Source organism: Candidatus Paceibacterota bacterium, assembly GCA_035452965.1.
Taxonomy (GTDB): domain Bacteria; phylum Verrucomicrobiota; class Verrucomicrobiia; order Limisphaerales; family UBA8199; genus UBA8199.
This window is the reverse complement of the sequence record DAOTCE010000020.1, coordinates 54,506-78,079: the sequence shown is the minus strand read 5'-3', so window position 1 is coordinate 78,079 and position 23,574 is coordinate 54,506. Positions and strand designations below refer to the sequence as shown.

Annotated in this window: 18 protein-coding genes; 9 read left to right on the top strand and 9 right to left on the bottom strand. The window is 64.5% G+C overall.

Features of this window, described 5'->3' with window-relative positions; translation table 11 throughout:
• The first annotated feature begins 101 nt into the window (after window positions 1-101).
• From P5205_15000 to P5205_14960, 9 genes are all read left to right on the top strand, one after another.
• Window positions 102-3,425: a hypothetical protein gene (locus P5205_15000; protein HSA11670.1), complete on the top strand. Its 3,324-nt coding sequence runs from the start codon at window positions 102-104 to the stop codon at window positions 3,423-3,425.
• Window positions 3,426-3,499: 74 nt separating this feature from the next.
• Window positions 3,500-3,847, top strand: coding sequence for a hypothetical protein (locus tag P5205_14995; protein ID HSA11669.1), 348 nt, complete (start codon window positions 3,500-3,502; stop codon window positions 3,845-3,847).
• Window positions 3,848-3,940: 93 nt separating this feature from the next.
• Window positions 3,941-4,150, top strand: a complete 210-nt coding sequence (locus P5205_14990) for a hypothetical protein (protein HSA11668.1) — start codon at window positions 3,941-3,943, stop codon at window positions 4,148-4,150.
• 103 nt (window positions 4,151-4,253) lie between these two features.
• A complete protein-coding gene (locus P5205_14985) occupies window positions 4,254-4,793 on the top strand; it encodes a hypothetical protein (GenBank protein HSA11667.1) in 540 nt (179 codons plus the stop codon).
• Window positions 4,794-4,946: 153 nt separating this feature from the next.
• Window positions 4,947-5,147 carry a hypothetical protein gene (locus P5205_14980; protein ID HSA11666.1) on the top strand — a complete coding sequence of 67 codons (201 nt, stop codon included), beginning with the start codon at window positions 4,947-4,949 and terminating at the stop codon, window positions 5,145-5,147.
• A 322-nt stretch (window positions 5,148-5,469) separates the two neighbouring features.
• Window positions 5,470-6,138, top strand: a complete 669-nt coding sequence (locus P5205_14975) for a phosphopantothenoylcysteine decarboxylase (protein ID HSA11665.1) — start codon at window positions 5,470-5,472, stop codon at window positions 6,136-6,138.
• Between the two features lie 182 nt (window positions 6,139-6,320).
• Window positions 6,321-9,284, top strand: coding sequence for a glycosyl hydrolase (locus P5205_14970; protein HSA11664.1), 2,964 nt, complete (start codon window positions 6,321-6,323; stop codon window positions 9,282-9,284).
• Between the two features lie 792 nt (window positions 9,285-10,076).
• Window positions 10,077-12,131, top strand: a complete 2,055-nt coding sequence (gene recG, locus P5205_14965) for an ATP-dependent DNA helicase RecG (protein HSA11663.1) — start codon at window positions 10,077-10,079, stop codon at window positions 12,129-12,131.
• A 147-nt stretch (window positions 12,132-12,278) separates the two neighbouring features.
• Entirely contained in the window at window positions 12,279-14,669 is a 2,391-nt protein-coding gene (locus P5205_14960) for a DUF6259 domain-containing protein (GenBank protein ID HSA11662.1), read from the top strand.
• Between the two features lie 77 nt (window positions 14,670-14,746).
• Here P5205_14960 and hflX read toward each other — a convergent pair whose 3' ends face one another.
• The 9 genes from hflX to P5205_14915 form a co-directional block, all read right to left on the bottom strand.
• Entirely contained in the window at window positions 14,747-16,045 is a 1,299-nt protein-coding gene (gene hflX / locus P5205_14955; GenBank protein HSA11661.1) for a GTPase HflX, read from the bottom strand.
• Window positions 16,046-16,316: 271 nt separating this feature from the next.
• The gene (locus P5205_14950) at window positions 16,317-18,065 is read right to left on the bottom strand and encodes a hypothetical protein (protein ID HSA11660.1); all 1,749 of its coding nucleotides are present in this window, start codon (window positions 18,063-18,065) and stop codon (window positions 16,317-16,319) included.
• The gene (locus P5205_14945) at window positions 18,062-18,658 is read right to left on the bottom strand and encodes a zf-HC2 domain-containing protein (GenBank protein ID HSA11659.1); all 597 of its coding nucleotides are present in this window, start codon (window positions 18,656-18,658) and stop codon (window positions 18,062-18,064) included. The genes P5205_14950 and P5205_14945 overlap by 4 nt, the downstream gene beginning before the upstream one ends.
• Window positions 18,659-18,716: 58 nt before the next feature.
• Entirely contained in the window at window positions 18,717-19,346 is a 630-nt protein-coding gene (locus P5205_14940; protein ID HSA11658.1) for a sigma-70 family RNA polymerase sigma factor, read from the bottom strand.
• Between the two features lie 33 nt (window positions 19,347-19,379).
• Window positions 19,380-20,330 (bottom strand): tRNA (adenosine(37)-N6)-dimethylallyltransferase MiaA, encoded by a 951-nt coding sequence (gene miaA, locus P5205_14935; protein HSA11657.1) that lies wholly within the window; start codon window positions 20,328-20,330, stop codon window positions 19,380-19,382.
• A 149-nt stretch (window positions 20,331-20,479) separates the two neighbouring features.
• Entirely contained in the window at window positions 20,480-21,262 is a 783-nt protein-coding gene (gene lgt / locus P5205_14930) for a prolipoprotein diacylglyceryl transferase (GenBank protein ID HSA11656.1), read from the bottom strand.
• Between the two features lie 100 nt (window positions 21,263-21,362).
• A complete protein-coding gene (locus P5205_14925; GenBank protein HSA11655.1) occupies window positions 21,363-22,223 on the bottom strand; it encodes a DUF3106 domain-containing protein in 861 nt (286 codons plus the stop codon).
• Between the two features lie 170 nt (window positions 22,224-22,393).
• A complete protein-coding gene (locus P5205_14920) occupies window positions 22,394-22,888 on the bottom strand; it encodes a hypothetical protein (GenBank protein ID HSA11654.1) in 495 nt (164 codons plus the stop codon).
• A gap of 48 nt (window positions 22,889-22,936) precedes the next feature.
• On the bottom strand, window positions 22,937-23,545 hold the full coding sequence (locus P5205_14915; protein ID HSA11653.1) for a sigma-70 family RNA polymerase sigma factor: 609 nt from the start codon (window positions 23,543-23,545) through the stop codon (window positions 22,937-22,939).
• Between the last annotated feature and the right edge of the window lie 29 nt (window positions 23,546-23,574).

Sequence of the window (23,574 nt, the reverse complement as noted above, 5' to 3'; positions counted from 1 at the left end):
GCGCAGAACAGCGGGAAGTGTCGTTTTCTGATAGGCAATCGCGCGGCTTTCGTCTAAGAAAGGGAGCATATGTCGTGCAAAATGCGGCGGCATGGTCACGCATGAGACCCGGGCTTGATTTATCGGCGCACGTAATCTCCGGAGTGGTTGCCGGGCTTGGAGCCGCCTTTCTGCTGAGCGCGCTCACCCTGCGCGCCGGGGAGAACCCTGGAGCCTTGGAAGGCGTTGAGACTTGGGCCGGCCGTCCGGCCCTTCCCGCCGTGGTGAACCCTGTTGTGAAATCCCCGTTGCAGTCAGTGGTTTCCCTTCGGGGTGAATGGGAATTCACGACCCGTGGCACGGCGCCGCTGCGTCACCCGGAGTGGAACGCATTCTATTCCAAACCCTGGCAAGGCTCCCGCACAATCCAGGTTCCCGGGTGCTGGGAGGCGCAGGGCGTTGGTTCACCCGGCATGGGGGACTCCTGGGACTGCAAGTGGGATCACTGCTCAAAACCGCTGCGAGCGGTGCATAAAGGTGGCGCCTGGTACCGCAAAACGGTGGCCATCCCGGAGGAATGGCGCGGGAAGCTGGTGTGGCTCAAGGTTGGCGGCGTGCGCTCGCAGGGTTGGTTCTGGGTCAACAACGCGCCTGTGGCGTGGGTGGACAATTACTGCGGCACCTACAAGTACGACATCACCGATCTGGTGGAACCCGGCAAGTCGGCCACGGTCGTGGCGGAGGTCAACAATGTGCTGCCCAGCCGGAAGGGGCTGTTCAGCAGCACACACCGGTTTGGCGGCCTTTACCGGGACGTTGAGCTGGAAGCGACTCCGGATGCGCGTATAGATTACGCCTGGCTGCGAGGCGATTTTGATGCGAAGACGGCCGAGGTCCACGCCACGGTGGCTGCCGCCCACGGGAGATCCATGGCGCAACGCGCGATGCTCCGCGTTTCAATCAAAACCCCCGATGGGTCGCCAGCAGGGGAAAGTTCCCGAGAGATCAAGTTCGATGCGCAGGGCGGGTTGAGTGAAGTGCTCGTCCGGGTTGCGTTGACGAACTTTCAAGCGTGGTCGCCCGAGAGTCCGAGGCTTTACCTGGCCGATATTGTGCTGTTGGACCAGGACAGACCCGTCCACGGCTGGATTGAACGGTTCGGCGTCCGCAAGTTCGAGGTGCGTGGTGATCGGTTCTTTCTCAATGACAAGCCCTTCTTCGTGCGCGGCTACGGTGACGATTTTGTGTATCCGCTCACATTGGTCTCGCCAGCCTCACGCGAGGAACACCTGGGCCATTTGAAGCTGGCACGCCAGGCGGGATTTGTTTACGCGCGGTTGCACACGCATTGCGAACTGCCCGAGTTTTTTGAGGCGGCCGATGAAGCGGGCGTGCTGATCCAACCTGAGCTCCCTTATTACGGAGATTACCCGACCGAAGCGTTTGCGTTTGATCCGATACGCGACCTAAAGGAGTTGATGGCCCATTACCGGCGGCACGTTTCGCTGGCGACTTACTGCATGGGAAATGAGGGAACGCTGGGCCGCTACTTGGGAAGGGAAATCAAGAATCTGATCAAGCGCACGGATCCCGACCGGTTGGTCCTGCACCAGGACGGCACACTCAACGATGCCGAGAACTCGGATTTCCGGAACGGTCCGATCAACGTTTGGCAGCCCGGGACCGTTGTGACCGATGCCCCGTTCATCGCGCATGAGTACCTGAACCTATCCGTGAAACAGGATCCGAGGCTGGCGCCCAGGTTCAAAGGGGCGATGGCTGCGCCCGTCCCGCTCGAAAGGCGAGACGAGTGGCTGAAGGAGGCCGCGCTGGATCGGCGCTGGGGTGACGCATGTCAGGACGCCGCCCATGCCTTGCAGCGGCATTACCAAAAGGAGGGGCTCGAAGCTGCCCGCATGGACCCGGCGTGTGACGGTTACAGCTTTTGGACTATTGTGGACGTCATCGTTCAACAGGGAAAGACCTATAGCGCCCAGGGCTTTCTCAACGCGTTTTGGGAACCCAAGCCCAACGGCTTTACCCCTCAGCAATTTGCAGCGTTTAACGGCCCGACTGCGCTGCTGCTCAAAACCGAACCTGCTGAGCGGATTGCAGTTGCCGGAGATCGCGTGGAGCTTTCGTTCTGGATCTCGCATTACGGGGACGCACCGATCGAAGCAGGCCGATTACGCTGGGCCTTGCGCCAGGGTGGCACGGCGTTGGTCGAGGGCGCTCTGGACATGGCCGGAGCCGAACTTGGTTCCGTGCGTTTGTTGGGCCAGTCGGAGTTGGTTGTGCCCGACCTGCCAAAACCGGCCCGAGCCGTTCTGGAGGCTTGGCTCGGCCCCGGTCACGTGACCAACCGATGGGACCTCTGGTTGTTCCCGAAGCGCGCGGTCCCACAAGTCACCGGCATTGCCGTCTCGCGACCTTTGCACGAAAAGCTGGCGTCCCTTTACTCGGGCTTAACGCCTGCGGGTCTCTCTCAGACGAACGCGACAGACCTGCTCATCTCATACATTGGCTCACCGGATGTCGAGCCCGCGCTGGCTTTGGGCAAGCGTGTGCTACTGTTGAACCGCACCCGTGGCAGCCCCAACGTCAGCCTTGGCTGGTGGTCTATGGGCCAACAGGTTGGGACTGCCTTCGCTACCCATCCCGCTTTCGGGGATTTTCCACACGAGGGCTACCTCTCGCCCCTCGCCTTCCGGATCCTCAAAACAGGTCAAAAGCTGCCCGCGTTTGGCGGGCTTCGCCCGGACGAGATGCTGATAGTCGGTGAAGGGTTGGACAGCTATTTCCTTTATGCGGGACAGGGACGGGTTGGCCAGGGCAAGGCGCTGATTACGTTCGGGCTGGATCTGCTTTCCGGCCATCCCGAGGGCACCTGCCTTCTGGACGGGCTTATCCGTTATGCTCGTTCCGCGGCTTTTGACCCGAAGGGGCAGATCCTGAACCTGGAACCCTTCAGGGCGCCGGACGGGTGGCTGAGAACGTTGAAAGCAGGGGATACCGGCGATGACCATCCACCGATCAATGGCCGACAGCTCGATGTCGCCCGTGGCATGACGGGCAAGAACGAGCTGGTCTGGGAGACTCACCCGCTGAAGATTGGAGCGGGAGAGAAAGCATGCTCTGTCACCTGGGAGGGAGGCATGGGCTACTTCGCCGAGCCTGAGTGCTCGTTTCAGTTGTTTGTAAATGACCAGAAGCTGCTCGACATGCCCGGCATCAGCGAACAAAGCACTACGTGGCATGGCGCGGAGAAGACCGTGATCCTGCGCTACGAACGCGACGACTCCCGCCCCGAGATGGGCAGGTTCACCCTTACGCTCCCATCCACAATGGTGACTCCCGGACAATCACTCCGCCTGAGAATTGTTGGCAGTGAATCGGACAGCCGCCGGTGGGTGGGCGTCTGGGAAACGTCCGGTGACGCGCCATGATCCGCCCCGGTTGCTGGATTCATCGAGTGTTTCGTCCGCCAGCAGGATGGCCCCCCAAGCCAGAATGAGAGCCAATGAACGCAATTTGGACAGTGAACGTTGAGGCCGGGATGCCGGTGCTCGACGAGGCGCGACGGCTGGTCATCGGAGAAATTAAGCGGGCCCGGCGCGAGGGGGTGAGGGTGCTAAAGGTGATCCACGGCTACGGCTCTTCGGGCAAGGGCGGGGCGCTCTGCATCGGCTTGCGGAAATCATTCGGGTTGCGGAAGAAGGAGGGGGCAATCAAGGAGTTCATCCCCGGCGATGATTTCTCGATCTTCAACGGCACGGTCCTGGCCCTGCTGGAAGCTGTGCCGGAGCTGCGCGGCGACCCGGACTTAAACGCGACCAACGAAGGCGTCACTATCCTTTGGTTGAGCTGAGCGCCGCCGGGGCCAGGCGGCCGGAGACGGGCCACTCTTGCCATTCGGCAGGAACGTGCAAGTATTAGCACAACACAGGTTGATGATCTGACTATGTTCGACATCACAAATCCAATTCTCTGGCTCACAGGCATCATCGCGCTCGCCGTCGTCTTCTTCCTGCTCCGGGGCCATTTCAACGCCGAGGCGCGGGCACGGCGGCGGCGCGACAAGAGCAACCGGCCGATCATTTCGCGGAAGCAAGGACCGAGCATCCGGCTGGCAGTGGATGTGGACAAGCCGAAGCGCGAGCGCAAACGCTAAGGGCGAGAGGCTGATCGCCAAGGCGCCGGTTCCAAAAAAGGGGCGGAAAGTGAATGGGGAACCCAACTGGCCCGTCCGATTGTAAGAGACATCGCATCACGCCATGAAGAAGTTTGTCGTCGCCATGTTGTTTCTCGCTGCCATGGCCGGCCCGCTCTGCGCCGCGGACGCAAGGAAGGCGAGTGTTCCTGGCACCGATGACCTGAGCCGTTACGTCGCCACCAGAGCTAAAGCGGGCGGGCAGACCGTCTTGCGGGACGCATCCGGCCGCACCTTGGGGAGCGCGAGCACGATGGGGTCCGGCACGACGACTTTCCGTGACAGTAGCGGGCGAACCACGGGAACGGCCCACGTTCAGGGCAGCCAGACAGTATTCCGGGACGCGTCGGGGAGGACGGTCTGGACGGCTACGAAAACGGGCGGCCAAACCATCACTTATCGCGATGCGGCCGGGCGCACCCAGCGGATCGCTTCGGAGTCCGGCACCGGCACCACCTTCCGCGATGCCGCTGGCCGCACGACCAGCACCGTGCAGCACACCGGTTCGAGCACCGCCGTTCGGGATGCGGGTGGCCGGACCATTGGCACGATCACGACCACGGGAACGAAGCCGCCGGCCGCCGCGAAGCCTCGGGGACGCTGAGGTTTGCCCCGGCTTCTCTTTGCCGCCCATCTCGCCGGGTCTCGGCCATTCACGCTACGGCCAGATGCGGCACCCGGCGGCATCGTTCTTATCAATGCCCGGCTTAATTCTTTCGATTAACACCCCCGTCCAGTGAAGGACTAAAGTCGGGGCATGAAAACAAACCGCTCGGCACGTCGAATTCTAAGAATCAAGGGCATGGTGATTTGTTTGGCCTTCATCGGGATGGTCGGAGTTGCCTTCTGGTTGGGCGAGTCTCTGGCCGCGCGGGTGGGGCCGGCTGCCGCCTCACAGGCCCATAATATCCCAGCTCCCAAAGGGAGCTTTGCTGACCTGGTCGCGGTCGCCTGGTAGCGGCTGCCGCGGACTCCTGCCCGCGGCGCGTCCTGACCACCACCACGTTGCGGCGGGCAGTGATGGTGACAAAGGCCGTTGGTCAGGGTGCCAACGGCCAAAAATCGCTTTGCTCAACCGGCCCCGGTGCATACACTTCGCATATGCAACCCCATTCGGGCCGGGGCAGAAAGTGGCGACGGTTCCGCCGCAAATACGGAGTTTTCGTTTTTGTGGCGGTTGTCTCGCTTGTGGTTGTAGCCCTGGTTGCGTTTCTGACGTACACCCTCACAAGCATTAACTGGCGCTTGCGCTAGTAGCTGCGGGCGGGGATTCTCTGTTTATGCGATGCATAGTAACGGCCGGTCCGACCTTCGAACCGCTGGATGCAGTCCGGCGCCTGACCAATTTCTCCACCGGCCGGCTGGGCTCCGAGCTGTGCAATTTCCTGTCGGCGCGCGGTCACGACGTCACGCTGCTGATCGGCCAGCAGGCCCCCTGGCGCGGCGAGCGGCGCGCCCGCCGGATCGAGACCTTCACTACCACCGCCAATCTGCGCGAATGCCTTCAGGCCCTCGCCCACCCGGCCGTGGACGTCGTGTTTCATGCGGCGGCCGTCAGTGATTTCTCGTTCGGCAAGGTCTGGTGCCAGCCCCCGGAAGGCGCGCGGACCGAGGTGAAAGGTGGCAAGTTCCCCAGCCGGGACGGGACGTTGCTGGCTGAGTTAGTGCCAACGCCGAAGATCATTGCGGACCTGCGCCAGTGGTTCCCCAAGGCCCGGCTTGTGGGCTGGAAGTACGAGGTGGAGGGCGATCGCGCGGGTGTGATTCGCCGGGCGGAGCAGCAGATCGCCGATTGCCGCACGGATGCCTGCGTCGCCAACGGCGCGGCCTATGGGGAGGGTTTCGGCCTGGTGCAACCGGACGGCCAATGCACGCACCTGCCCGACCTGGCCGCGCTGTTTGCCGCCCTGGAGCGGTTCATCGGCGCCCGCTCAGCCGGCCCAAAGTGACCCCGGGATTCTCGCGCGGGATCAAACCAGCTTGACCGCCCGGTCCGTCAACCAACCCAGGCGGCCCCAGCGGCGAACTCACCTCGTGCGAGCAATTGGGTGCCCGCTTCCCCCTCCCCGCCACCTGTCAGTTGAGCTCATTGGCATTGCGTCCAAGCTCCAGGCTGGCCAAAGTTTCGCGGATGAAAACCACGATGCTCGCCTTCTTGCTGCTGGCCGCGACTCATGCTTCTTTTGCCGCCGAGCCGCCCCTGGATTCTCCCGCGCATTCACCGGTGGCTTTGGAGGAGGAATTCGCCTCACCACCCGCTTCGGCACGGCCATGGGTGTTTTGGTTTTGGATCAACGGCAATATCAGCAAGGAGGGAATCACCGCCGATTTGGAGGCGCTGCATCGAGCCGGAATTAATGGTGTGCTCTGGATGGAAGTAAGCGGACCATGGTGGGCGCCCGAGGGGAAGATGCGGGCGTTGAGTCCCGAATGGCATGAAGCATTTCAGTGGGCGATTCAAGAATGCGGCAGGCTGGGGATGGAGTTCGACCTTTCGGTGGATTTTGGCTACGGCAGCGGCGGGCCCCACATCACACCGGATCGCTCGATGCAGAAGCTCTATTGGAGCGAAAGAGAAGTGGAGGGCGGCAGGCAGATCAGCCTCGTTTTGCCGCCGCCGCGGGTCGAAACCAACCTTTCCGCGTGGCTGCGGCCCGGCGCTGAAATCAGCGCGAAGGTGCGCGAGCAGATCGAGAGGCAGGATTCCTACCGCGACATTGCGGTTCAGGCCATCCCTCTACCGCCGTCCGAGGACGCCCGGGCTTACCGTATTCCGCAGCTCGACCTGAAGAACGGAACGCATTGGCGCGCCCCAGACAAGAGGCGCATCAATGCAACGCCCCCCAACGCGGTAGTGCCGGCCGGCGAAGTGGTGGACCTGACGGACAAAATGTCCCCCAACGGGCAGCTGGCATGGAACGCCCCGCCAGGCAAATGGTTGATCCTGCGGTATGGGCATGCGTCCAACCTGAAGATGACCCGGCCATGTCCGCAAGCGGCTGTCGGTCTGGAATGCGACCGGCTGGCGCCTGTTGGCATTGAAACGCATTACGCGGGCTTTCTGAAGAAGATCTTCGAAGATGCCGGCAGCCTTGCTGGCAAGGCTCTTAACTACGTCCACATTGACAGTTGGGAAGCCGGCGGCCAGAACTGGACAGCGACGTTTCCCGGAGAATTCCGCCGCCGCCGCGGATACGATTTGCGGCCGTGGCTGCCGGTGCTGACAGGGAGAGTTGTGGGCAGCGCTGAAATGTCGGAGCGCTTCCTCTGGGACATGCGGGCCACCGTCAGCGAGATGATCCGAGACAACTATGCCGGCCGGCTTCGTGAGCTTGCCCGCGGTCATGGCATAAAATTCTCAACCGAATCCTACGGCCATCTTTGCATCGACAACCTCGCGTATGGCGGAGTGAGCGACCTGCCTATCAGCGAGTTCTGGGCGCGAGGCGATGGCCTCTTTCCCGGCGGGCCTGGAGCCAGGCCGAACGCGTATGAGTTCTCCACCAAGGCGCTGGCATCGGTGGCGCACACCGGCGGCAAACCTGTCATTGGCGCGGAGGCCTTTACCTCTGACCGGGGCTGGCGGGATCATCCTTTCCTTCTCAAGGCGATGGGCGATCAGAAATACTGCGAAGGCCTGAACCGCATGATCTTCCATCTTTCCGCCCACCAGGCCTACGACAACATGATTCCAGGGCTCACGCATCGGAAATGGGGCGAGCATTTCCAAAGACACAACACATGGTGGAATTACAGCCGGCCCTGGATGGATTATCTCTCGCGCTGCCAGCACCTGTTGCAGCAAGGCAAGTTCGTCGCCGATGTATGCTATTTTTACGGAGAAGGGGCGCCTTTGCACGTCGGCCTCATGAAGCTGAATCTGCCCCGCGGTTACGACTACGACATTTGCGCTGCCGACCTCGTCCTCCGAATGCAGGTGCGGGATGGCCGTATTACTCTGCCCTCGGGCATGAGTTACCAGTACCTTGTCCTGCCGGACAGCGACCGCATGACGCTGCCCGTAGCGCGCAAGATTCGCGAACTGGTCCAGGGTGGCGCGCGGGTGGTTGCCGCTCGGCGGGTGACGGGCACGCCAGGCCTCACCGACTTCCCGGCGGCAAACTCCGAGGCGGAGACAATTGGGTCTGCGCTGTGGGAAAGCGGGCGGTTGATCACCGGCAAACCGCTGGGCCAGATTTTTGCGGCTGACCAGTTGCCGCCCGATTTCGAAGGCGGGAAACTCAGCTACATACATCGCCGCATCGGCGAGGCGGATGTCTATTTCGTGTCCCACCAGCAAAACCGCACGGCAGATCTCACCTGCACCTTCCGAGTCGCGGGCAAACTTCCGGAATTGTGGGATCCCGAAACCGGCGCGGTTCGCGGGTTGCCCGAATTCGCGGAGAAAGACGGTCGCACCGCCATCCCGCTCCGCTTTGAACCCATGCAAAGTTGGTTCATAGTCTTTCGCAAACCCAGCCAGGCACTGAGACAGGCAGCCGGAAGGAACTTCCCGGATCGCACCCGGCTGACCAGCATTGCCGGCCCATGGAGAGTTGCATTCGATCCAAAATGGGGCGGGCCCGATGAACCTGTCGTTTTCCCAACCCTGGAAGACTGGAGCAAACACGCCGATCCGCGCATCCACTTTTATTCCGGCACAGCTACTTATCGCACGCGTTTTGACCTCTCCGCCGCGTCCCTCCCAGGGCCGCTCTATATTGACCTCGGTTTGGTTGAGGTTATGGCGCGAGTGCGGCTTAACGGCAAGGACTGCGGCATCGCCTGGAAACCGCCATATCGGGTGGATATCACAGACGCCGCTCTTCCCGGCGGCAATGAACTCGAAGTGAACGTCGTAAACCTATGGATCAACCGGATGATTGGGGATGAACAGTTGCCCCCGGATAGCAATTGGAAAGACTACGAGACGCTGCTGGAATGGCCCGAGTGGTTCTTGTCAGGCAAGCCACGCCCGTCGGGACGTTACACGTTTACATCCGCGCGCCATTACTCCAAAGACACTCCACGGGTGCCCTCCGGCTTGATGGGCCCCGTGACAATTCAAACCGTCCGCGCAGGCAAAACCCAATGAACACCAGCCGCGCAACATCAACCGCCGCCCGCGCTCATTCACCCGCGCCGCGACACCCTCCGCGCCCGGGACTGGCCGTCGGCAACCCCCGGGTGGGCAAAGATTGGGTTCATCACGGGTTTCCGGGGACTGCCAACGGTGGTTTGCACCCGCACGACTCGGATGGCCTCCCGACCTTCACCACCTCAACACTGTCCAAATTTGGGACAGTGATCCTGCCAGTCAGCATTCTTGAGTCCCCGCTGATCCCTGCGCCTTTGGCCCGTGATTACGGTGTCTAACCTGTGCTGCTACGGTGTGGTTCCCATGGGGGTCGGCCCCCATGGGAACCACACCGTAGCCTGACCGTACGGACAAGCCATCCTCCAGCCAGCCGCAAGCCAACGCCGGTGTGTGGCTACCGTAGCAGTGCGGTGCATGCGTATTGCCTGATCACACCTGCCTCCAGCCCCAAGAGGTAGCCGCAAAAGGTATCCTCACCACTGCGCACCTCCGTGCTTGAGTCCGGTTGCGTGATCAGAAGCATCAACCAGTCAGCCGCCTGCCCCTCTAAAGCAGGCCAGACAGCCCGCCCTAAAGCCGCCGATGGCCGGGGCCCAAATTTGGTCTCGGCCATCTAGTGGCCACGGGGTGGCCGTCTAGTGGCCGTCACTTGCCCGTCTCGGCGCCGCTCTCACCCCGCCCCCTGGGCAGTTATCGCCCGCGCGCCGGTGGCACTGTCGAGATGCCCTGCGATTCCGCTCCCGACTTTGGGCTTCGATTCCCGCCCCGCGGCGCTTATGCTGCCTTCGGATGAGCGCCGCACCGCCCAATCGTCCCCTCGCGCCCCTGGCCCGGCCGGTGGCCACCCTGTACGGCGTCGGCCCGGAGCGCGCCACCCAGCTCGCCCGCCTCGACATCCGCACCGTCGAAGATCTCCTGCTCCACCGCCCGCACCGCTACGAAGATCGCCGCCAGCTCCGCCCCATCGCGCAATTGCAGCTTGGCGAGCCGGCGACGGCCCGCGGAACGGTGGTCGCGCTCGGCGTCAAATGGTATAAGCAGCATACCAAATCCATCTTCGAGCTGATTCTCGACGACGGGACCGCCCGGCTCCATTGCCGCTGGTGGAACCTGCCCTTCATGGAGAAGTATTTCAAGGTGAGCGAGGAAGTGATCGTGTTCGGCAAACCTGTTGGCCTCAAGCCGCGGACGATGGACCACCCGGAAACCGAGGTCCTGGAAGCCGGCGACGAGGACATCGTGCACTTCAACCGCCTCACGCCCATCTACCCGCTCACCGAGGGCCTGCCGCAGCGCTGGCTCCGGTCGCTGATCTGGCGGACGCTCGCGCAGTGCGAAGGGCAGATTCCCGAGCCGTGGCCGGAACTGCAACTGACCGGCGCGGCGGCGAACCTCCCCGCCCGCGCCCGCGCGATTCGCCTGCTGCACTTCCCCGACACCCTTCCCGACACGGACACGGCCCGGCGGCGGCTGGCGCTGGATGAATTTATCGCGCTCCAGCGGCAGATTCGGCATCGCCGGAGCAACTTCCAAACCAAGGCGCGCGCGCTGCCGTGCGGTGGCGACAACCATCTCATCAAGCCGTTTCTGGCCCAGCTCGATTTCAAGCTGACCGGCGCGCAGACCAAGGTGCTGCGCGAACTGCGCCACGACCTTTCCGGCACGCACCCCATGCGGCGGCTGCTCCAAGGCGATGTCGGTTCCGGCAAGACCATCGTCGCGGCCTGCTGCGCCTTGATGGCGCTCGAAAGCGGCTACCACGTGGCGCTCATGGCCCCGACCGAAGTCCTGGCGGAACAACACTTCGAGAATTTCACCCGCTGGCTCAAACCCCTCGGCGTCCCCGTCGAGCTCCAAACCGGCAGCCGCAAGACCGCCCCGCGCCACCATCGGAAGCCCGCCGCAGACCTCTCGCCCCCAGCCTCCAGCCTCCAGCCTGCCCCCGCCCTCACCGTCGGCACCCATGCGCTCCTCGAACCCGGGTTCGCGCCGGAGAATCTCGGCCTGGTGATTATTGACGAGCAGCACAAGTTCGGCGTGGCGCAGCGCGAACAGCTCGTGCGCAAGGGCACATATCCGCACCTGCTGGTGATGACGGCCACGCCCATTCCCCGCACCCTGGGCCTGACCCTCTACGGCGACCTCGAGGTATCGGTCATTGACGAGCTGCCTCCCGGGCGCGGCCACATCCGGACCGTGGTCCGCGCGGCGGACAAGCTGCCGCAAGTCTGGGCGTTTATTCGCGACAAGCTGGCCGACGGCCGGCAGGCTTATGTGGTTTACCCTCGCGTCGAGGAGGCCAGCCCCGGCGGCGTCAAGGCGGTCACAAAGGAGTTCGCAACCCTGCAACAGACGCTGGCGCCGTTTAAGGTCGGGCTCCTGCACGGGCGGCTGCCGCCGCGGGAGAAGGAAACGGTCATGGCGGCCTTTCGCGCGCGGCAGGTCCAGACGCTCCTGGCCACCTCGCTCATCGAGGTCGGCGTGGACGTGCCCAACGCCACCATCATGCTGATCGAGAACGCCGAGCATTTCGGCCTGGCCCAACTGCACCAACTCCGCGGCCGCATCGGCCGGGGCGCGCACGATTCCTACTGCATCCTCGTGGCCGCCGCGCGAAACCCCGAGGCGCGCACACGCCTGCGTGTGCTGGAAGAAACGAACGACGGCTTCCGCATCGCCGAAGAGGACCTGCGCCGGCGCGGACCGGGCGAGCTGCTCGGCCAGCAGCAGAGCGGGATGCCGCGCTTCCGATTCGGCGACCTGGTCGAAGACTTCGCCCTGATCCGGCAGGCGCGGGATTTGGCATTTGAGCAGGAGCAGGGTCCGCCATGCCAAAACCCGTGAGATTCAGTAATCCCTCCGTCTGGCAGGCGCCTTGCTGATCCGGGAAGGGAATCAAGGGTTCCTCCGTCTTGACGCCGTTCCGCGCTCGGCCCACGATCCCCTCGCGAGACTTCCTATTGAAGCGAGCATGAACCAAAGCCAATCCGTATGATAACCATCACTCCCCAATTCGCTGTTCTCCAGGACGGCTGGATCTGTGCTGCGGACGGCGACCACGTCCATCGGCGCCCGGGGCAGATTATGGCCGTTTTGCCGGTTGCCAGTCGAGCCGCCTGGGTGCTGGTTGTGATGCTGCTGTTCCTGGGTTGGGGAAGCGGTTTCGCCGCGCAGGACGTGTTCCACGTGTCGAACGGGTCCTTGGAGATCGGAGTGAGTCGGGAGCGCGGTGAACTGGTGCGATTGGCCGACACGCATACGCGACAGAACTTCACGGGCGCCGCACCTGCCGGCGCCGGGCTTTGGGAATTAGTGCTTACACCGGCGCGCAAGGTGCTGTCGCCGGCGGATGCGCACTCCTTCCGTTGCCAGCTGTTGCGCGGGAAGGCTCCCGCCATGCGCCTGACTTGGGACGGGTTTGGACTCGCGGCGGCGCCGGGATTGCGCGTGGAAGCCGTGGCGCGGCTGGAGCCGAAGCAGCCGATGAGCCGCTGGGAATTGACCGTGAGCGGGCTGGGTGAGTTGGGCATCGGGCAGGCGCGGTTCCCGCGTCTCGTGAACATCCCGCGCCAGTCGAATGAACGCCTGGCGGTGCCGGTGTGGATGGGGCAGCAGACGGCCGAGCCGCGGAAGGTCTTTGCGGCTGACGGTGGTAGCGGGCGGCGGCAGGAATGGGCTTACCCGGGGATTCTATCCATGCAGTGCATGGCGTTTTACCGGCAGGACGGGCCGGGGCTGTATTTGGCCTGCGACGACACGGCCGCCTTCAACAAGTCGTTCGCGTTTTTCGGCGACGGCAAGGGCCGGCTTGGCTGCGAAGTGGTGCATCTGCCGGAGGGGCAGCAGGCCTCCGGCGCCGGGTGGCGGATGCCATATGCCGTGTGCCTCGGGACGTTCGAAGGGGACTGGTTTGCCGCGGCGGAGCGTTACCGCGCGTGGGCCACGAACCAGGTTTGGGCGAAGGAAAGCCGGCTGGCGCGCGGACAGGTGTCGGATTGGGCTCTTGACACGGCGTTATGGGTTTGGAACCGCGGCCGGTCGCCGGGTGTGCTCGCGCCGGCGGTGGCGTTGCGCGAGAAACTGGGCTTGCCGGTGAGCGTCTTCTGGCACTGGTGGCACGGCTGTTCTTACGACGCCGGTTTCCCGGAATACCTCCCGCCGCGCGAGGGCACGGAGAATTTCACCCGTGCCCTGGCCAAAGCCCAGGCGGCTGACATCCATGCGCTGGTGTATATGAACCAGCGGCTCTGGGGAATGACCACCCGAAGCTGGACAAACGAAGGCGCCGAGCGTTTCGCGGTCAAAGGCGAAGACGGCAGGGTGCACCCGGAGGTCTATAACACCTTCACCCGCCAGGCGTGCGCGACGATGTGCATGGGCACGGATTTCTGGCGGCAGAAGTATGCCGGGTTGGCCGAACGCGCCGTCGGAGAGCTCGGCGTGGATGGCATCTACATGGACCAGGCATGCACCAGCCGCGCCTGTTACGATCCCCAGCACGGGCACTCGGTGGGCGGGGGCGTTTATTGGATGCAGGGCTTTCGGGCGCTGGAGTCCGGGATCCGCCAGCGGTGCGCTGCCCGTGGCGAGCCGGTGGTCCTGGCGGGGGAAGGTTGCGGCGAGCCGTGGCTGCCTTACCTGGATCTGATGCTCAGCTTGCAGGTCAGCCGCGAACGCTACGCGGCGCCCGATGGCTGGGAGACGATCCCTTTTTGGCCGGCAGTGTACCATCCGTTTGCCGTTGCCTACGGCAACTATTCGTCGCTGACGATGCCGCCTTATGATGATTTGTGGCCGGTGCAGTCCGCACCCGCTGAGCCGCTCAAGCTGCTCGACCGGAAGTATTCCCGCCAGTTCTGCCTGGAGCAGGCGCGGGCGTTTGTCTGGGGCCAGCAGCCGACGATCGCCAATTTCCTGCCGGAGCAGCTGGCGGAGCGCGCCGAGGAGGTGGACTTCGTGCTGCGGTTGGCGCGACTGCGGAGCCGCGCGCGAAAATACCTGCTGCACGGGACGTTCCTGCGTCCGCCGCAAGTGCGCGGCCCGTCGGCCACGCTGGACATGTCGCGCCTCTCGATCTACGCCGGCCGGGAAGGTGGGTTGACGGCGTTCCAGACCAGCAGCCCGCTGGTGCTGGCGTGCGCCTGGGCCGCGCCGGACAGGAGTGTCGGCATCGCGGTCGCCAGCATCGCGGATGAACCGATCCAGTGCATCCTCGATCTCCCCCGAGGCGCGTATGGCTTGCCGCGGAGCGCGATGCTGTATCAACTGGATGAAGCAGATCGCCGCGAACTCGGCACGCTCAAGAAGGCCGGCAGCTCAATTCAGCTCGATCTTCCCCCTCGCGCCGCGCGCATCCTGGAATTGGCGCCGCAGCGGAAATAAGGAGCCTCACGCAAAGGCGCCAGGGTGCGGCGAAAGCAACCCGTTGGCCGGGAGCATCAAACCTGGCCGGCCGCGGCTCAGGCCACTTGCAGCTCGCGCACAACGAACGGCGCGAACTCCTCGTGGAGGTGCGGCGGGATGCGGGCTTTGAAGCGGGCGGTCTTGCCGTTGTAGTTCCGCTCCACCACCTGGCCGACCTCGTGCAGCCGGGCGATGACGCCGGATTGCTCGTGCGGCACAGAAAGCTCCATGAACTCGCGGATGGGCCGCAACTGGCTGCCCAGCTCCGCCAGCAGGGCCGGAATCCCCTCGCCCGTGGCGGCCGAGATGGCCACCCCGTGCGCGTGCTTCTCCAGCGCCCGTGAGAGCGAGTCCCGGCTGCCGTTGAGTTGGTCAATCTTGTTGAACACCATGAGCGTCGGCTTGCCGTCCGCGCCGATTTCCTTCAGCACGGTATCCACGGCTCGCACCTGTTGCTCGGCGTCCGGATGGCTGGCGTCCACGACATGCAGCAGCAGGTCGGCCTGGACCACTTCCTCCAAAGTCGCTTTGAACGCCTCGACCAGCCCGTGCGGCAGCTTGCGGATGAAACCGACCGTGTCCGTCACCAGCACGTTCTGGTTGGACGGCAGCCGCAGGCGGCGGGTGGTCGGGTCGAGCGTGGCGAAGAGCTTGTCCTCCACCAACACCTCCGCGCCGGTAAGCTTGTTGAGCAGGGTGGATTTGCCCGCGTTGGTGTAGCCGACAATCGAGGCCAGCGCCCAGTGATTGCGATGGCGCTGGTTGCGCTGGAGCGCGCGCTGGCGGCGCACCACCTCCAGCTCGCGCGCGATGCGGGCGATGCGGTCCTGCACCCGGCGGCGGTCGGTTTCCAACTGCGTTTCACCTTCACCGCCCCGCATGCCGATGCCGCCCTTCTGCCGGGACAAGTGGCCCCAGAAACGCGTCAGCCGCGGGAGCAAATGCTGGAGTTGCGCCAGCTCGATCTGGAGCTTGCCTTCGCGGGTGCGGGCCCGCGCGGCGAAGATGTCGAGGATGAGGCTGGTGCGGTCGAGTATCTTGCAGTTGAAGGTCTGCTCCAGGCTGCGGCTTTGGGCGGCGCTAAGCTCATCGTCAAAGATGACGGTATCCACGTCCGCCTGTTGGCAGCGCCGGGCGAACTCCTCGGCTTTGCCCTTGCCGATGTACGTGGCGGCGCAGGGAGCGGCCATCTTCTGAATGCCATCTCCCACAACTTCACCTCCGGCTGTGGTGGCCAGCTCGGCCAGCTCCTTTAACGAATCATCCAACTCTGTCGCCCGCCGTGACTTCAGTTCAACCCCCACGAGGAACACTCGCTCAGTCCGGCGGTTCCTGGTCTCAATCAGTGCTTTCAACTCGGCGCGTCTATCGCGATCGCTCTCTTTCTAATTGTCTCTGAGTCACCATAGCATGTTTGCCGCCGGGAAGGAAGAGGTTTCTTGCACTGCGACGAGCTATTTCACCGCTGCAATACCCTATTCCCGGACCCCATAGCCGCCCCGGTGCGACGACGCTGTGACACCCGTGAGTACCCGGTGTGTATCCCATGGGGATCGCTCCCCATGGGAACCACACCGTAGTCCCGCCGGATGGGCGCCGTCCCTACGCCGCAGCCGGCTCCCCTGGTTATTGTCGGCCAGGCTGCCGCCACACCCAATCCCCCTCCTTCAGCCGCGGGTACGCGGCTTCTCCCCAGCGCCAGTTCTTATCGGCTGGACCCGGCCTTCCGCCGTCATCCGCCCGGTTCAGTCCGATCGAATACAGCACGAACCCGCCGTCGCCCTCGCGGCGATACCTGAGCTTGCTGCCGTTCGGGTCCAGCAGGTCGGCCGGCGGCTCCTTGAGCCACGCCGGCGCCAGCGCCTCCAGCGAATCCGGGTATCGCCCCTGGGCCAGGCGGTAGCGTTCCAACGCGCACGCCACCACAGCTTCCTGGCAGGTGGTGTGGAGGTAAAGGGCGCCTTCCGCGCCCCCGTGGAAGGCTTCCAGGAGGTTGGGAACCACGAAGATCAGCAGCAACGGATCAGTCGCGCGACGCAGCTCAGTGTCCCCCCGCCCGGCCTTGGCGGCGTTCATCGCCTTAAACACATCCGCTCGCCGCTCATAGAACCGGTAAATCCAAACCTTGTCCTGGTAAAGCCAGCCCTCCGGATACAGCCTGCAGAAGAGCCACGCGGCAAACCGTTCAGAGCCCAGGAGGTCCCCTGCCGGAGAACGGCGGCCAGCCAGGAACGCCTGCAGCTGGTCGGCCAGGTTCATGAACACGAAGGTTCCCCCACGCGCCATCACGCGAAACTCAGCCGGCAGGTCCATCGCGGCGAACTGCTGCTGCAAAGCTGCGAGTTGCGGCTCGGTCCAACGGTGTTGGGCCAGCCCCTCCCACACCGGCTGCACGCAGAACATCAGCATCTGGGCCCGGAGGTGGTGGAGCTGCCAATAGGGCTCTTCTCGGAGCGTATTCGCCAGGCGCAACGCCAGCAGTGTGTCCTGCAACGCCGGCTCGCTTCTGCCCTGGGCCAGCTCGGCAATCGCGCGCAGCGAGAGCACATGCGCGGCCTGGGGAAGGAATTCGAGCTGGCGCCCGTGCGACGGGTAGCTCAGCGCGAAGAGGCCCTCCTCGTAGGCCAGGGGATAACGCGCCTGCGGCCGTTGGCTGGCCGTGCGCAGCACCGCCAGGGCCGAATCGTAGCGGCTCAGGGCCAGCATCACATCCGCCGCGGGCGCCTGCGGTGCCGGGGCGACGGGCAACGCCGGCCGGCTCGGGTCCGCGTTTGTTTGGGCTCGGGGGGTGATGGCGTGCCGGCGAAAGAACTCCTGCCAGGCCGCCAGGTCGGTGGCTTGCCCAAGCGCCCAGGTGGCCGCGGGCCAGTCGTCACCCGTTTCCTGGTAAAACGCTCCCGGGGAGGCCGTTTCCTGCTCGTTGCCCGAGCCCGGCTCGGCGAAGCCCAGCAGACGGCCAATCCCCGGCGCCAGCGCGAAGTTCTCGTCCTCCGGCACAGCCGGCGGGATAACCGACGAGAGCTCCAGGGATTCCCCCCGCGCGCCGGCCTCGCGTTGGAGCGCGGCCCACATTCGCTTTCCCCGCCAGCTCTCCTCGGCGTAGAACAGCACCACCACCGACACGATCCCCACCGCGAGCCAGCCGTAAAACCGCAGCGCTCGACGGCTGAAGAACCAGCGGAACCCATGCCGCCACGCCGCGACCGACAGCACCGCCAGCAAGACCAGCGCAAGGGCGGCCAGGATAAAGACGATTTGCAGGACCAGTTCACTTGCGTGCCAGGCCCAAACCACGATCAGGCCGGCCAGCAGGGCGCTGACCACGCCGATGATCCAGCGCTCAAGAACGGAGGGGGTGGCATTCACGTTTTTCATAGGCTCGCTATCATGATCGAGGTTTGTTGCTTCTGAGCAGCAGGCTCCGCCGGGAGCCCTTCACTGCGGGGACGCGCCGGTGACTGACTCCGCGGCACGACCCGAAACCCCGGCGGTTTTCCCAACTCTCCGGCCAACAGCTCCTCCTGGATCTTCAAGACCTGCCGGATTTCCGCCGGCGATCGCGCCGCGGTCGTCCTGGTCGTCGGGGACACCTCCGGCGCGCTCAGCCGGAAGACCAGAATTAGAACCCACACGGACGACACCGCCAGCGCCGGCCGCAGGTTCTCCAGCAACAGTCCCCGCCACCAGCCGGCCACAGCCGCCATGATCTCCCCGAACCCGCGAGGCTCGGCCGCCTCTTCTACCGCCCGCATCCACCGCGCCCGAAACCCCGGGCTCGGCTCCACCGGCCGCTCGGCCATCCAGCGCAGCCCGGCCGCCGCCGCCCTCAACTCCTCGGTGTAGCGCCGGCACTCCGCACAGCCCGCCAGGTGCTCTTGGATTCGGCTGGCCTCCTCGCCCGTCGCCCCTTCGCCAATCCAACTCCGGATTGCCTCCTGCCAGGTTCTGCAGTCTTTAACAGTCTTCATTGCTTTCCGCCTTCGGTCTTGGGCCTTCCTTCGGCCCCCGGGTTTCGGATTTCAGATTTCACACCCCTGTATCCCCCCACACCTCCGAAAGGTTCACTCCCTGCTGCGCTTCGCGCAGTTTCTCCAGCGCGTAATGCAGCCGCGACTTCACCGTCCCCACCGAACACCCCAGCAAAGCCGCGATCTCCGGCAGCGACGCTTCCTCGAAAAAACGGAGCAGGACTACTTGCTGATGCTTGTCGGGGAGAGTCTGGACGGCTTGCCTTATCCGGCCCGCCGCCTCCGCGCGCATGACAACTTCCGCGGGCGAAGGGTCGGCGGCCGGCAGATTCTCCTGGGCCTGGCGGTGTTCATCAGCCTGGGCCGGGAGCAGCGCGGCGAGCGGAATCGGGCGGGACCGGGCGCGGCGCAGGGCTTTCTGGTGGCGGTGCAGGAGGATCGAGAAAAGCCAGGTGCTGAACTGGCAGGCGCCATTGTATCGGCTGAGGCTGCGCCAGGCCTCGGCCAGCGTTTCGGAAACGAGGTCCTCGGCTGCCGTGCGGTCATGCGTCAGGCCGCAAGCCTGCTGCAGTAGACGGCGCTCGTGCTCGGCCGCCAAACGGCAGAAAGCCGGTGTGTCTCCCGCTCGTGCGCGAGACAGGAGATCCGCGGTGCCTGCGAATTCCGGGCGATCGGCCGTAATGACCATCTATCTATCAGTCCCCCCCGGCGGAGAAAAGGTTCAAAGTCCGGCGATGCTCTTTGCGACCGCTTCGGCGCGGGTCTGCGGCTCCAGTTGAATCCAGGTCAAGGCAAGCTGGCGGCGGAACCAGGTCATCTGCCGTTTGGCGAACTGGTTGGTGCGGATTTTGACCAGTTCGATTGTCTTGGGTAACGAGCGCTCTCCCCGCAGGTGCTCGACAATCTGCCGGTAACCCAGGGCCTGCATCGCGGTGCGGTTTTGGGCCAGACCGCGCGCCAGGAGCTGTTCGGTTTCGGCTACCCAGCCCTGGCGGAACATAGCCTCAACGCGAGCCGAGATGCGCTGGTGCAAGTCTGCCATCGAGCGCGCGAGCCCGACGCAGCGGGTTGAGGGTTGAGGGTCGAGGGTTGAAGGTTGCCATTTGGCGCGCTGGGCGGAGAAGGGTTTGCCGGTCAGGCGAATGACCTCGACCGCACGAATGACCCGGCGCGGATTCCGCCGGTCAATGCGTTCATAGGTGGTTGGGTCGCATCTGGCCAGTTCCTCGAGCAGTTCCGGCAAGGGAGTGGCTTCCAACTTCAGCCGCAGCGCGGGGTCCGCCGGCGGCGACTGGCCCAAGCCCTCCAGAAACGCCTTGAAGTACAGACCCGTGCCGCCGCACAAGATCGGCACTCGTCCCCGGCTCTGGATGTCGGCCACAGCCCGTTGTGCGCCGGCTATGAATTGCGCGGCATCGAATGGCCTGGCTATATCCACCACATCAATCAGGTGATGCGGCACGCAGGCACGATCGGCCGGCGAAGGTTTAGCCGTGCCAATATCCATCCCGCGGTAAACCTGCATGGAATCAACCGAGACAATTTCCCCGCCGAGCTGCTTAGCCAGGCAGAGGGCGATCCCTGATTTGCCGACCGCGGTTGGGCCGGCGAGGAGCAAGGGGTGAGAGTGGAGGAGGGAAGAGGGAGGAGAGTATTCGGGTTTGGCGGCCATCGGCTGTTGTCGGTTGCCTAGCACGGTTGTTTCAAACCTCCGTAGCCGCCGACTTCAATCGGCGCATTCGCCTCCCGCCGAAGATGGCGCCGACTGACGTCGGCGGCTACATCTCTTTGACGATGCGCGCGGAGCATGAGACATCCGGCTTACGCTTCCTTTGGTCCGGGGCGGGGCAGCAGGCGGAGGAGAACCAGCCCTGCGGCGAGGATCAGGATACTGACCAGGTGGGCGGGCGTGGCCCAGCCACCCAGGTAGTGCTGATGCACGGGGTAGTCGCCGCGAAACAGCTCCACCAGCGAGCGCAGCACCGCGTAACCCACAAGGTAAACGGCGAAGACCTGCCCGTCGAACTTCCGGCGCCGAAACAGCCAGGCTAGCGAGGCGTAGAGAGCCAGGCTGAGGAGGGAGTCATAAACTTCGGTTGGATGCACCGGGTAGGTGGGCGGGTGCAGGGGGTTGCCTTCGGGGAAGCGAATCGCCCAGGGCAAGTCGCAGGCGCGTCCATAACAGCAGCCATTCAGCAGGCAGCCGATGCGCCCGAAGACATAGCCCAAAGCAACGCTCGGCGCCAAAATGTCAGCCACCTTCCAAAGCGGCAGCCGCTTTAGCCTGACATAGAGGATGCAAGCCAACGACGCGCCGACCAGCCCTCCGTAATAGACCAGTCCACCTTGCCAGACCGCGAAGATTTCCCAGAGCGGCTTGGCGGCAAACGATTCCCGCCAGTACGAAATCACATAGAGCGTCCGCGCGCCCACGATGGCCCCGACAATCAGCCATGGGCCGAGGTCAACGATCTTCTCGGTGGCGATGCCCGCCCGCGCACCCCGCCGCCCGGCCGTCCACAATCCGGCCAGAAAGCCCAATGCCACCATCACTCCGTACCAGTGGATGGAGAACGAGCCGAGCTTGAACGCAATTGGATGCACTGACCTGAGTCTAGAGTTGAACCTTCGGTGTGGAAAACGAAATCTCGCGCCACCGCCGGCGCAGCCTGATCACAGCCGCAGGGGACGCCAACCCAAACGGTCAACTTCCATTCGTCGCGACCGTCGGCGCAGGCCGGTGCGGGCGCGCCGCGGGCGGCAGTGGCGGGGGAGGCGGCCGGCGTGTGGGCAGGGGCGGAGGCATCTTGCGCACCAAGTCACGCCAGGTCTGGCGTTCGCCGGGTGACATCTGTTGCCAGCGCTCGGCGTCCTTCAGGAACCGGTGACGTTCCGCCGGGCTCAGGCTGGTGAACTTCTCCAACGAGCGCAAGCAGACGGCGCGCTGGTCCGGCCGCAACTGGTCAAAGGCGCGCAGTGTCTTCTCGATTTGCCGCCGCTCCGGCCCCGAGAGCGTTCGGAGCGCCTTTTCCTTTTCCGCGGCGGTCAGCTCGAAGAACTGGTGGAACCGGCTCAGCGTCTGCCGGCGCTGGTCCTCGGACATCGAACTCCACTTGCTGATGCCTTTCTCCAGCATCTCCCTCCGCGGTGCCGGGATATTCGTGAGAATGATCCGCCGCTGCTCTTCGGTGCGATCATGGATCTGGGCCAGGTAGCGGAGCGTGGCCTCGTGCTCCAGGAGCTCGGCTTGCACGGCCGGCGACAGCTTGTCCCACTCGCGCAGCCGGTCTTCAACCAGTTCACGGTCGGTCTCCGGAATCCGCGCCAATTGGGAAGCACGGTTGGTGGTCGGGGCGGTCATCAGCGGCCGCAGGTAAGAGTGCAGTTCCGTCACGCGCAGGCGCAGCTCGCGCTCGTCGGGGGGGAGGGACTCGTATTCGCGCACTTTGGCCAGAATCTGGGGCCGGACCGTCGGGGAGAAGTTCGTCAAGGCCCGGTTGCGCTCGCCCGCGTTCATCGCCAGCAGTTCGCGGAAGAGGCTGATGCCCGAGCCAGGCGCCGGCACTGGAGGCAACGTTCTGGGCAGGGCTGGGGGGGTGACCCGGCGTGTGGCGGCCGTGCGGGGTTCGGTCCGGGCCGACATGTTGGTTGCCGGCTGCGCCGCCAGTGACACTGATATTATCTGGCAGGCGCAAACGAGCGGCACCACGCCAAGACGGCGGCGGCTGGCCGCCATCATTGCAGCACCTCCAGCAGTTGCTCGTCCGGGGCGGGAGCTGGAGCCGATGCGCGGATGGCGTCGAAGTCCAGGAGGATTTCCGGACTGGGCAGTGAGGACACATCCGCGACGGCGACCACGCTCTCGGCCAGCCTCCGGCGCTCTGCGCTCTGAACCATCAAGTACGAGATAAGCCCTGCCGCCACCACGGAAGCCGCCAGAGCCGCTTTGGGCAGCCAGTGCAGCCACGGCCACGTCCAGCGTTCGGGCCGGCGCGGCACCGCCTTGGATTCCCGCTCGACCTCCTGCAGCACGCGCGCGGTGAAATTGCTGGGCACGGTCGCGTCCGGCAGCCGGCGCAGGGCCGCTTCCAGACCGGCCTCCGCCTCCCAGTCCGCCCGGGCCTCGGGATGCGCCGCCAGCCACGCGCGCAACTCGGCTTCCTCGGCGGCAGTCAATTTCCGCCGCCAGCTTAGCTCGCGCAGTCGGTTGTAGATGGGCTCGTTGGTCATAGAACTGTGCCTAAGTTGAGTAAAACCGCTTCCGCATGAAAGTTGCACTCATGCGGACTCATGCCACGCCCCGCTTTGCAGGTAGGGTTTGAGCCGCTGCTTAAGCGTCTCGCGCCCGCGGTGGATCAATGACTTCGTGGCGGATACCGAACACCCGAGCACGCGGGCGATGTCCTCGTAGCTCAAGTCCTCCTGGCGGCAGAGCAGGATGGCGAGGCGCTGGTTCTCCGGCAGCGCGCCCAATGCCTCTTCAATCTTCGCCTCCAGTTCCCCGTGCAGAAGACGCTCCGGGGGTCCCGCTGTCCGCTTGTCCTCGAACTGCTGCCACGGCTGGCCTTCCTGCTCCGGGTGCGCCGCCTCGATCGAGTTGGTCGGATGCCGGGAGCGGCGGCGGATCTCGTTCAAGCACAGGTTCCGCGTGATGGTGAACAGCCAGGTCGAGAACCTGGATGCGACCTCATAGCGGTGGGCCGACTTGAACACCTGCACGAACACCGCCTGGGCGAGGTCCTCGGCCTCCGTCGCGTCGCGGAGCATGCGGCAAGCGACATTCATCACCGGCCGTTTGTACCGGTCCACCAGCTCGGCAAATGCGCCCATGTCGCCCTGCTTCACGCGCAGCATCAGGGCGGCATCGGGGTCGGGCGCGGCGGACATATGCCCCACTCTAGCAGACACCGCCGCGG